Consider the following 12044-nt stretch of genomic DNA (forward strand, 5'->3'; position numbering starts at 1 on the left):
AACCCGACAATATTCGCCGGGCTATCGAGATATCCCGATAGCCCGGCCATTTTTTCCGTGCTGGATCGGTATTAATCCCAATAGGCAATCGGTCCCATGCGATCATGCTGAATATCGGCAGCGAACGCCCGGAAAATGGGGAACATTCTGATATGCGCATGACTCGGAGACAAGGATCCGCCCGGCTGGCGATGCTGAGTAGCGTGCTGCTGTTGACGGGGTGCGCCACGGCGCCCGCCCCCACGAGCCTGTCCACCACGCCGGTTCCGCCGACCTCGATCGAGGCCGTCGGCCTGCTGAGCAAAACTTTTCCCCTTCCCAAGGGCTATCTTGATCCCAAATCATTGCCGGACAGCCTCGCCCTGCTGCCTCCGCCACCGGCCGAAGGAACGGCGGCCAAGGCGGCGGATCAGGAAGCCTTCCGTGACGGCAAGGCCGCACCGGCCGATCGCCAGGCGCTGGCGGCGTCCGATGCGGATCTCGGCTGGCCGCATGTCGTGTCGAGTTTCGAGCAGATTGTCGGCGTTTCACTATCCGACGGATCGAAGCCGCACACGGAAATGCTGCTGCGGCGGTCGATGACGGATGCCGCGCTGGCAACCTATCGCGCGAAAAATCACTATCAGCGTGTCCGCCCCTTCGTCGAGAACAAGAGCGACACCTGCCGCCCGCAGGACGAGGCCATGCTCCGGACCGACGGTTCCTATCCGTCCGGCCATACCGCAATCGGCTGGATATTGGCGTTGACCCTGACCGACCTGGCGCCGGACAAGACCGACGCCCTGCTGCAGCGCGGCTATGCCTTTGGCCAGAGCCGGGTGGTCTGCCGGGCGCATTGGCTGAGCGACACGACCGCGGGGCGCGTCATCGCTTCGGCCGCCTATGCGCGGCTACAATCGGACCCGACATATCAGGCACAACTGGCCCTGGCCCGGGCGGAAATGGCCAAGGCGCCCTGATCCCTCAGATCGCGCGTGCAACGCCCTGTCGCGTCTGGCGCCATTGGCGATAGCCCAGCGCGGCAAGGGCGACCATCGCGCCATAAAGGCCGGCGGTCAGCCATAATTGCTTGAAAGCGAACATGCCGACATAGAGCATGTCGACCACGATCCATAACAACCAGCTGGCCGCGTGACGCCGCGCCGTCCAATATTGGGCGACCAGGCTGAAACTGCTCAGCGTCGCATCCATCCAGGGCAGCGCGGCATCGGTATAATGGCTGGTGAACCAGCCAATGGCGGCCGCACCGATCGCACCGCTGGCCAGGCCCGCAGCCGCCCGCCCCGGATGCAACGGCTGCACGACCACCTCGCCGCTAGCCTGCTTGCCCCGTGCCCAGACGATCCAGCCGTAGAGGATGGCAATGCCGAACAGGGCCTGCAGCACCATGTCGGCATATAGCCGCACATCGAGGAACAGCTTGAAATAGAGGGCGCAGGCCAGCAGGTTGACCGGCCAGCACAGCAGCCGGCGCTTCGCGGTCAGCCAGATACCCAGAAAGCTGATGATGACAGCGACAATCTCCAGCATGCTCATGCCCGTGCCCCTTGCCCGATTTGCCCCAGGAAGTGCTGGCCCGGCACCGACAGGAACCATTGGGCATGGGCGAGCAGAAAATCCTGCCACGCCATCATTGCCTGATCGGGATCGGCCAGGATGCCCGCGAAATAGTGCATTTCCGACAGGGCAAATTCGATATGAACCAGCGGCAGCAGCGCCAGCAACGTGTCGATATCGTCGCGCGACAATGGCAGCACCGCGTGATAGCCGGCAATCAGCGCCAGCGCGGTGTCCGGGTCCGCCGGCATCGACCCGGCATCGCCCAGTTCCAGCCAGCTTATCGCCGTCCGCTCGATCGCGGTGGCCAGATCGTGCAACGCGCAGCTTCGGGTCGCCAGCCCGAAATCGAACACCGCACTTACCCGATCATCGGCCGACCAGAGGAGGTTGGAAGGGTGCCAGTCATTATGCGTCCACAGCAATGGCTGCCCTTCCAGCCGATCCGGCAACCCCGCGCCCAGCGCCGCGAACAGCCGCGCCAATTCTTCCCGCCAGGGCTTGCCGGCCAGAAAATGGTCCAGTCCCGGGCGCGCAGCCACATAGGCCGCCGCCGCGGCCAGCGGATCGCGCGCGGGAAGAATGGTAAAGCTCGAAACGAGCGGATGAGGACCGCGGGCGGGCGCATCAAAGCCGTGCGCCGCGCGATGCAGTCGTGCCAGCGCCTTGCCGGCTTCATGCGCATGGACCGACGACAGGAAGGGCGTCCAGGACAGGCGATCACGGTACAGGTCGATACCCGGCGCCTTGCGGTGCAGTTCATAACTCCATTCGCCCTCGCCAATGGCACTCGCGCCATCAATTGCCGCCATCACCTCCGGCACCGCCAGCCCTGCCTTGGACAGATGGGCCATGAAGCGATGCTCCTCCGCCAACCCCTCCGGCGTGCGCACCGACCGGTGATGCCGCTTGAGCAGAAATTCCCCCTGCCCGGCCTCCACCAGCGCGGCCGCCGAAAAAGGCCGTGGCGAGTGCCAGCGCAGGGCGATCGGCCGGCCGGCAGCGGGAAAGCGGGCCAGGATATTCTCGGCCTCGCTCTGGGTTATGGCCGGCCATGTCGGCGCCTCCAGCGTGGTCCCCATGCCATGGACCAGATGCGCCGGCGCGCCGTTGATGTCCGTTTCGGCCATGATCAGAAGGCGCGGGACAGCGTCGCCACCACCGCCCGGCCGCTGCCCACATAATAGGTGGGCGCCGCGCCGGAAATGACGGTGCCGTTGCGCCCCGTCACATCCTGCGCATTGCTGCTGATCGCCTGCACGCCGGACAGCACATGCGGATTGGTCAGGTTGATGGCATTGAGGCGCAGGTCGGTGCGCTGGGCGTCGATCACCCCCGCCAGATGCACGCCCACCGACAGATCGAGCGTCGCATAGCCCTTGATGCTCTCGTCGTTCATGAAGGTCGCATATTGGCGGCCCACATATTTGAGGGCGGTGCTGCCGAACAGCCGGCCATCATCATAGGTCGTGCCGATACCGAACTGGAAGGTCGGCGCGGCCACGGCATGCTTGCCCCGGGTCGGCAGATAATCGCCGCCGACCGACAGGTCATCGTCCAGCCGCGCATGCAGATATTCGCCCGAGACATAGATGCTGAAGCCCTTGGCCGGGCGATAGTCGATCTCGCCATCCAGCCCGTAGCTCGTCTGGCTGCCCGCATTGATGGTCGAATTGACCAGCGCGCCGCCGTTATTCACCACCGTCGCCACCTGTCGGTTGCGGAAATGATAATGGAAAGCTGTCAGCGAAAATGACAGGCTTGGGCCGATATAGCGATAGCCAAGCTCTTGAGAGAGCGAATATTCATTCTTGAGCGCGTTCGTGCCCTGCGCCACCAGTTCGCCGCCATAATAGCTGTTGTAGAGCGCAAATTCGTTGGGCGTGCGGAAATTGGTCGTGATGTTGGCGAACAGCTGCTGCCGGTCGTCCAGCTGATAATGCACGGCCGCGCGCGGCAAGGCGGCAAAGCTGTCGACATGCACCGTGGTTTGCGGGCCAGGCAGATAGTTGCGGCCGTTGCGCAGCAGGCTGACGCCCTTGAAGCCGATGTCGACGCCCAGCTTCGGCGTGACCGCGATGCTGTCGGCCAGGAAAAAGCCCTTCGTCACGGTTTCGGTGCGCTGGTTTTCATAGGCGAGCAGCCGGCCGTCGGCGGTCTGGATCGCCTTGTCCTGATAGCCCCATTGGTCCACCGGTCGCCCATCCGGTCCGACGGATGTGTAGGACTGGGTCACCCGGTCGGTGCCATAGTCGAACCACAGGCCAGCGGATATCTGGTGGATGCCGGCGCGATAGGTCAGCTTGACCACATCGCCGGCGCGAAACTGCTTGCCGGTCCAGTTGCCAAGCACGGTCGCGACCCCGTCCACCGCACCAGGCAGCGCAATCGGCTGGGTCAGTTCCTCGGTCCCCAGATAATTGCCGGTGGTGCTCAGCTGCGTGCCATAGGGCGAATTGCCGTGACCGAACTGGAGATAGGCGGTGTTGTCGATATCCAGCCTGTCGTTGAGCCGGAGATGCAGCGGTGCCGCGACATAGAGATTGCGGAACGGCGCGCGATAGAGACGCCAGTAACTGGTGTCACCTTCGCTGTAACTTTCACTGAAATTATAGTCCCGGCCATAGGCCTGCCAGTCTGCGCGGGTCGGGCCGGGATAGGTCGATGTCTTGGCATCGTTGAACGACAGCGCGATGCTGGCACGATTGCCTTCGCCCCATTCGCCAAGCAGCTTCGCATCGATATGCTGGCGCTGGTCATAGCCGGCGCCGCGCCAATTGTCGGCGCGATTGTTGGAGTAAGAGACGAAAGCCTTCAGCCCGCTGGTGCCGATCGTGCCCGTGTCGATCCGCGCAAAGATACGCCGTTCGTCATAGGAACCCAGCGACAGATTGACGAGTCCGCCAGCCTCCGTTTTGGGATCGTCGAGCGACAGGGACAAAGTGCCGCCGGCGGCCGCGACCACCGGGGCATCGATATCCGCGGCCCCCTGGGCAAGACTGATCTGCCGAACATTTTCCGCATCGGCGAACTGGGCGGGATAGGCATAATAATAGCCGATATCGTTTTGCGGCGCGCCTTCCATCAGCACGCCGATCTGGTCCTGGCCCAGGCCGCGCAGGGTAATTCCGGAGCTGGCCGACAGGCCGTAGGGATCGCTCGACGAAACATTCGCGCCCGGCAGGAGGTTGACCAGCTGAAAGGCGTTCAACGTTGGCGCCTGCTTGATGATGAAGTCGGTCGAGATCGCGCTGACCGCCTTGGGCGCGGTTTGATCGGGCAGCAGAGCTTCGGGGTCGGGATGGCCCAGAACCTGGATGGTCGTGGGATCATTATCCTCGTTCGCCGCCGCAACGGCGGGCACAAGCAGCATGATCGGCAGCGTGATCGCCGACAGTCGGGGGAAAATATAAGCAGCGGCCATCGTCTCGCATCCACTCCATTGGAGGGAAAACGGCCAACCGTCGCCCTCCCTACGCCGGTATCAGCCGGATCAGGTTCAGCGGGTCGTGGTCTGCTGACCACCTCTCAGCCGCGCGTGAGCGGCCCCCCGGGGAGTGGGCGCTCTAGGCGTTCGGACGCGGCGTGGGAAGCATTATTGCATGCGATATATCGAAGCCCGGGCAATCAGCTGCCCAGGCACCTCAGCTGTCATGCAGTTCGGCCCGTGCAAGCCGTTTTCCGGTCACCAGCGTCTGGATGACGAACAGCAGGATCAAGATCAGTCCCACCGCGCCGACAAAAACATCGAAGCCCGACAGCGCACCAAAGAGGCCGGGACCGGCGCCCAGCACCATCATCATCAGGGTGAGGACGATCAGCATCAGCCGCAATTCGGTAGGCCCGGCCGCAAGATAGGAGAGCTTGAACTCGCCCAGTACGCGGGCGGCAAGATAGGCATGGATCGACAGCAGCAAATAGCCTGCCAGCGCCACCAGCGCGACGTCCATGGTCACGAACGGGCTGAGGCCGATGCCGGCCAGGATCAGCAGGGTGGCCAGGCCGTCGCAGCTATGGTCGATGAAATAGCCATAGGATGGTCGCTCGATCTGACGATAGCGCGCGATGCTGCCGTCCATCGAGTCCCCGAACCACTGGACGAAATAGCCGGCGATGGCGAGCAGGAGCCAGGACGCGCCGAAATTACTGGCAACATAGCCAGTGAAAATCATGAAGGCGCCGACCATGCCGAGCGAGGTCAGGCGGTCCGGGGTAACCCAGGGCGGCATGCGACTGCAAATCCAGTTGAGCAGTCTACGCTCCCTGGCGGCTAGCCAATTTTCCTGGATGCGATCGAGCGACGACGTATTTTTCGGTTGAGCTGTCATATCATCTTATGGGGCCATCGTCCGGGATGAGCAACGGACGAAATGTCAAAGGGCCTGCAAAACGGGGCTGAAACAGGACGAAGCAGGCGGAAACAGGCCATTTTCCCACCATCTGCCCCGCAACTTCGATGCCCCAGACGCGGCAGTGAGGTGCATCCGAAGCCCCGGTTCCTTCAGGACATGGCCCCTGTCAGCCGAACGCGCGAAAGCGACGCAGTTAGGTTATTGAAAACCAATATCTTCTACATCCGTGCCTGCCCGACGATGCGGCCCGCCGTCGCCAGGCACGATAATCATCGGTCATCCTGCGATTGAAGTGCAGGATGATCGACCGCCAAGTGAGTATGCACGTGCTGCCGTTTTCCTCCACCAGGCCGATCGACTGGCTGCTTGAAACGAAGACCAAGGTGCCATTCGGCATCGCCGATCAGCTGAAAAATGGCCTTTTCTCGTCCCTGCCGATATTCCTGGGCGGCGTCCTCAATGCAACGGCCGTGGCCGCGATCGCCGCCTGGCGGCATCCCACCGCAGCATTTATCGGCTGGCTGCTGTTCGAGATCATTCTGGGCCTGGTGCGGATGGCGGTCCTGATCCAGGGAAAGAAGCGCCTGGCTGCGGGGCAATTGCCGCCCAGGGCCGTTTCGGCCCTGCTGTCGTGCATGTGGGCCTTGTCTGTGGGACTGGGTACGTCCTTGTGCATCCTGTCAGGCGACTGGATATTGGCGACGATTGCATGCCTGTCCGCCGCCGCGATGGTGTCCGGCATCTGCATGCGCAATTTCGGCACGCCCCGGCTGGCCACCACCATGGTCTTGCTGGCACTGGGGCCATGCGCGATCTCCGGGATGCTCACCCGCGAACCCATCCTGCCGATCATCAGCGTCCAATTGCCGATCTTCATGCTCACCATATTTTCGGCATCCTTTGCGTTGCACAAGATGCTGGTGTCCTGGATGATCGCATTGACCGATCTGGAACGCAGTGAATCGCTCACCGAAACCATCCTGCGATCAAGCCCCGACCATATGCTGATCCTGGACAAGGATTATCATGTCATTTTCTACAATCGGCAGCGGGATGGATCGGAGGAAGGCGGGCTGGTGGGCAAAAACTGGCTGGCCGGAATCGCCGAGGAGGATCGCGGGACGGCCCAAGCCGCGCTGGAAAGCGCCAAAGCGGGCCAGTCGGCCGTCCTTTCGCTCGGCCTTGCCACCGATCCGGGCAAACGGCTCTGGTTCGACATTGCGATCAATCAGACGTCGGACGCTTCGGGTCGGTTGATCGTCGTCGCGCGGGACATCACCCACCAGAAGAAGTCGGAGGAAAAGGCGATCTGGATGGCCCAGCATGACGCCCTGACCGGCCTGCCCAACCGCACGCTGTTGCAGCAGCATCTCGACGAGACATTGGCCGATGTCGGGCGGGACATGGCAGCCGCGATGCTGATCGTCGATGTCGACAATTTCAAGGCGATCAATGATACGGTCGGCCATGATGGCGGCGATGCGCTGCTTTGCGCCTTTGCCGAACGGCTGCGGGCGGCTGTCGCCGAGGGCGATCTGGTCGCACGGACCGGCGGTGACGAATTTGCGCTGGTGATCGGCGCGCGGTCGGAAAAGGCGGTGGAACGTATCGCCCAGAATATTTTCGACCAGTTGCGCGTCCCCATCGACCATGGCGGCCGCCTGCTGGAATGCGGCGCCAGCATTGGTGCCAGCCTTATCCCGCGTGATGGCACAACCCGTTCGGAAATTATGAAGGCGGCCGACATCGCCCTCTATGCCGCGAAGACCGGGGGCCGCGCTCAGCTCAGGATCTTTGAACCGGGCATGATGATCGAGGTCGAGCGACATCAGACCATGATCGCCCTGGCCCGCCAGGCGCTGATCCATGACGCCATCATTCCGCATTACCAGCCCAAGATCGATCTCCGCAGATCGGAGGTCGTCGGCTTCGAGGCTTTACTGCGCTGGAAGGACCATGACGGCCAATTGCGGACGCCCGATATGCTGAGCGCCGCCTTTGACGATCCCGCGCTGGGTTCCCTGTTGAGCGAACGCATGCTGCAAAAGGTATTGGACGATATTCAGCATTGGTCGCGGACCGGCGTGCCGTTCGGCCATGTCGCGATCAACGTCGCGGGTGCGGACTTCAGGCATGGCGGCTTCGCCGGCAAGGTGATCGGCAATCTGGCGGCACGCAAACTGCCAGCAAACTGTATCCAGATCGAGGTGACCGAGAATGTGTTCCTTGGCCACGGCGCCAGCGATGTCGAGCGTGAGCTGCGCATGTTGAGTGATTACGGCATCCGGATCGCCCTCGACGATTTTGGGACCGGATACGCATCCCTGTCCCATTTGACGCAATTTCCCGTCAACCTCCTGAAAATCGATCGATCCTTCATCCAGAACATCGGCATCAGCGCCGACGCCGAAGCCATCACCTCAACGGTCGTGAATTTGGGCCATTGCCTGGGCCTGGAGATCGTCGCCGAAGGCATAGAGACACCCGCACAGGAGGCCTATCTGCGGGAAATGCGGTGCGACGTCGGACAGGGCTTCCTCTATGCCCGCGCCATGCCCGCCAAAGCCGTTTCCGCGTGGCTGGACAATTTCAACGCCAGCGACCAGATCGCCATCGCCAGCTAGACGATCGGCCCAGGGGAGAATTCCCCGCGATCGCACAGCTATTGCAAGTCGATTGCAAATTCTATTTATGCTGCACCCGCAACATAGGCATGGGCCGCCCGACACCGGGTTGCCGGCACGGGGTTTCGGGTGACCAAAACGATATTCTTCCAGATCCACTGGTTCCTTGGGATCAGCGCAGGCCTCGTCCTGGCGCTGATGGGCATTACCGGTGCATCCATGAGCTTCGAGGACGAGATCAACGAAGCCCTGTCGCCACGCCTCTATGCGCCGGGCCGGTCCGCCAGCCCCGACCTCTCCCCCGACCGGATCATCGCCAGGGTGCAAGCCGATCATCCGGGCTATTATGTCAGTCGGCTCGACTGGGAAGCGGCCCCCGAACGCACACACAGCGTTCGCCTGGTCGCCGTGAAAGGGCGCGATCGGCTGCAGGGACAAGTCGACCGAACGACCGGGCGCTGGCTGGGCGAACCGGCAGGCGCTGGCTTTTTCCATCTGATGGACGAACTGCATCGCTGGCTTGCACTGCCGGGCGGCGGCAACGGGATCGGACGCCAGATCACGGCGTTCAGTGCCATCTCGCTTATCTTCTTTGCCTTGTCCGGCCTCTATCTGCGCTGGCCTCGCCAGGCATTGGACTGGCGCGCATGGCTGGTGCTGGACCTGCGCAAGACCGGCCGCAATCTGTGGCGCGCCTTGCATGTGGTGATCGGTACCTGGGTTCTGCTCTTCTACCTGTTGAGCGCGCTGACGGGTTTGTGGTGGAGTTACGACTGGTATCGCCAGGGTGTCACCTATGCGATGACGGGCAAGCCTGCCGGCGAGGAGAGACCGCGCGAGAAGAAGAAGGATGGTCCTGCTCCTCAGCGCCCCGCGATCGATCCGTCCTGGACGCAGTTCCAGCAACTGACCGGCGATCGCTATGGCTGGGTTCGCATCACCCAACCCGCGCCATCGCAGCAGGTCAAGGCCATCACTTTCGAGGCCCGTCCGGCCGAGGCCCGCCACCTGCGCCAAACCGACAGATACAGCTATGATCCCGAAACAAGCGTACTGAAGAAGCGGGATCTCTACGATCGCCGACCGCTTGGCGTCATCATCACCCAGAGCATGTACGAACTGCATCGCGGTGCGTTTTTCGGCCTGCCGGGTCGGATCGTGATGTTGCTCACCAGCCTGACCATGCCGCTGTTCACGATCACGGGCTACCTACTCTATCTGTCGCGCCGCCGCCGCAAGCGGGAGGCAAAGGCATTGGAGGCCAGCATCCCCATGCCGACGGGCGCGAGCGAGATCCTGATCGCCTATGCCAGCCAGACCGGCACGGCAGAAATCCTGGCCCGCAATGCGGCACTGGCGCTGGCGCAAGGCGGAGTGCGGACACAGGTCCTGTCTATAGCGAAATTGACGCCGGCGCTGCTCGCCACGACCCAGCGCCTGTTGCTGGTCGCCAGCACCTATGGCGAAGGCGAACCGCCAGACATGGCACGTGGTTTCGCCAGCCGCATTCTGGGTGGCGAGACGTTGGATCTGACCCATCTCCATTATGGTATATTGGCTCTCGGCGACCGCGAATATGTGGATTTTTGCGCTTTTGGATACCGGCTGGACCAATGGCTGCGCACGGCCGGCGCGACCGCATCCTTTCCCCTGATTGCCATGGATCATGGCGATCAGGCGGCCGACCTGCTGTGGCATGCCGCCTTGCACGACCTCGGCGCAGCGGACGCAAAGCGGGGACAGACCGCAATCCCCTTCACCAATTGGACCCTCGTGGCCCGGCGGACGCTCAACCCGGCAAGCACATCCCTTCCGGCCTTTCATCTTCAGTTTGAAGCGACCACGGATGCTGGCGGCGACTGGGAGGCCGGCGACATTGTGGAGGTGCAGCCCTGCAATGCCCCGGCACGGGTCGATGCCCTGCTGGCAGCGCAGGCCCGGGCACAGGATGGCGAATTGATCGACCTAGCCGCATCGCTGCGCGATCATCTCGCGAGCGCGATCCTGCCCGAACCGGGCACACCGATCTCGACCGAAGCGTTGCGCGCCCTGCGTCCATTGCCGGTACGCGAATATTCGGCGGCATCGATCACAGCGGACGGGACACTGGACCTGGTCGTCCGGCAAGTCCATGGCGAAGACGAACGGCTGGGCATAGGCTCTGGCTGGCTGACAGCATATTTGCCCGTCGGTTCGACCACCCGGCTGCGCGTCCGTCCCAATCCGGGGTTCCGTATCGATGCCGGGCATGCCGCCTGCCCCCTGATTCTGATTGGCAATGGCACGGGCATCGCCGGCTTGCGTGCGCATCTTCGCGCGCAAGCCCATGCCGGACATAAAGGGCATTGGCTGCTATTTGGCGAGCGATCCCGCAGGCATGAAAGCTTCTTCGACGACGAATTGTCTGCCTGGATGCAGGATGGAACCCTCAGCCGTCTCGATCGCGCCTTTTCGCGCGATGACGACTGTGGCCGCTATGTCCAGGATCTGCTGTCGAACCAAGGGGATATGCTGTCCGACTGGATCGATCGCGGCGCAACCATCCTGGTTTGCGGTAGCCTGGAAGGCATGGCCCAGGGCGTCCATGACGTACTGGTGAATAGTCTGGGCGAAGCGACCCTCGAAAATCTCGCCGAAGAGGGCCGCTATCGTCGTGACGTCTATTAAGCGTCCCTCCCCTCCATCGACTTGCTGAATGTGAACAGTCCCGCCGTTCGGTTGAACGACGGGACCTGAACTGCCGACAATTCGTCAGATCTGGGCAAAGCCGCCATCGACGAAGATTTCGGCCCCGTTGACGTAGCTCGACGCATCCGAGGCGAGAAATAGCGCGACCTTGCCAATTTCGCGCGGATCAGCAAGGCGGCCCAGCGGGATGCCGGCGGCGAGACCATTCTCGAAGCCCTGCCATTCCTCCTCGCTCGATGTCAGCCCCTGCAGGCCGGGCGTCCGTGTTGCCCCGGGGGCAATGACGTTGACACGGATCTTGCGGTCCTTGAGATCGAGTATCCAGTGCCGCGCGAAATTCCGGATGGCCGCTTTGGTTGCGCCGTAAACGCTGAACGCCGGCAGCGCCTTCACCGCGCTGGTCGATCCCGTGAGGATGATCGATGCCCCGTCGCGCAGCAGCGGCAATGCCTTCTGAACGGTGAACAGCGTCGCCTTCACATTCAGATCGAACGTGCGGTCGAATTCCTCTTCGGTGATGGCGCCCAGCGGCTGGAACGTCCCGCCGCCCGCGTTGGCGACAAGGATGTCGATCGGCGCGCCATGCTGCTGCACAACGTCATAAAGGCGGTCGAGATCGGCCAGGCTGGTGACGTCGCCCTGCACGCCGACAGCGCCATGACCGATCGTCCTGACGGCAGCGTCCAGTTCCGCCTGACGACGGCCGGTCACGAACAGCTTGGCCCCTTGCTCGGCCAGTTCCTGTGCAATGCCAAGGCCAATACCGCTGTTGCCTCCGGTCACGACGGCAACTTTGTTGGTGAGATCATAGGTCATATTCATT

8 protein-coding genes and 1 riboswitch are annotated in these 12044 nt (G+C 62.6%); of the genes, 3 read left to right on the plus strand and 5 right to left on the minus strand.

Going from position 1 to position 12044, the window contains the following annotated elements; translation table 11 throughout:
• Positions 1–158 precede the first annotated feature (158 nt).
• Positions 159–959: a phosphatase PAP2 family protein gene (locus PMI04_RS15560; RefSeq protein WP_238535904.1), complete on the plus strand. Its 801-nt coding sequence runs from the start codon at positions 159–161 to the stop codon at positions 957–959.
• A gap of 4 nt (positions 960–963) precedes the next feature.
• On the opposite strand, the gene pnuC is transcribed toward PMI04_RS15560, so the two are convergent.
• The 4 genes from pnuC to PMI04_RS15580 all read right to left on the minus strand — a co-directional run bounded on the left by pnuC (position 964) and on the right by PMI04_RS15580 (position 5885).
• Positions 964–1536, minus strand: coding sequence for a nicotinamide riboside transporter PnuC (pnuC, locus tag PMI04_RS15565; RefSeq protein WP_283184796.1), 573 nt, complete (start codon positions 1534–1536; stop codon positions 964–966).
• Complete coding sequence (locus PMI04_RS15570) at positions 1533–2672, minus strand: phosphotransferase (protein WP_086014435.1); 1140 nt, start codon at positions 2670–2672, stop codon at positions 1533–1535. Before PMI04_RS15570 ends, pnuC begins: the two co-directional genes overlap by 4 nt.
• A gap of 17 nt (positions 2673–2689) precedes the next feature.
• Positions 2690–4981 carry a TonB-dependent receptor gene (locus tag PMI04_RS15575; protein ID WP_007708111.1) on the minus strand — a complete coding sequence of 764 codons (2292 nt, stop codon included), beginning with the start codon at positions 4979–4981 and terminating at the stop codon, positions 2690–2692.
• Between the two features lie 29 nt (positions 4982–5010).
• Positions 5011–5120: riboswitch (TPP riboswitch) on the minus strand.
• Between the two features lie 81 nt (positions 5121–5201).
• Positions 5202–5885: a CDP-alcohol phosphatidyltransferase family protein gene (locus PMI04_RS15580; RefSeq protein ID WP_037485939.1), complete on the minus strand. Its 684-nt coding sequence runs from the start codon at positions 5883–5885 to the stop codon at positions 5202–5204.
• A gap of 323 nt (positions 5886–6208) precedes the next feature.
• Between PMI04_RS15580 and PMI04_RS15585 the strand changes: the two genes are divergently transcribed.
• Positions 6209–8533, plus strand: a complete 2325-nt coding sequence (locus PMI04_RS15585) for an EAL domain-containing protein (RefSeq protein ID WP_007708117.1) — start codon at positions 6209–6211, stop codon at positions 8531–8533.
• A 129-nt stretch (positions 8534–8662) separates the two neighbouring features.
• Entirely contained in the window at positions 8663–11200 is a 2538-nt protein-coding gene (locus PMI04_RS15590) for a sulfite reductase flavoprotein subunit alpha (RefSeq protein WP_007708121.1), read from the plus strand.
• 84 nt (positions 11201–11284) lie between these two features.
• Here PMI04_RS15590 and PMI04_RS15595 read toward each other — a convergent pair whose 3' ends face one another.
• Positions 11285–12037: an SDR family oxidoreductase gene (locus tag PMI04_RS15595; RefSeq protein WP_007708123.1), complete on the minus strand. Its 753-nt coding sequence runs from the start codon at positions 12035–12037 to the stop codon at positions 11285–11287.
• Between the last annotated feature and the right edge of the window lie 7 nt (positions 12038–12044).

This window comes from Sphingobium sp. AP49, from assembly GCF_000281715.2.
GTDB lineage: Bacteria > Pseudomonadota > Alphaproteobacteria > Sphingomonadales > Sphingomonadaceae > Sphingobium.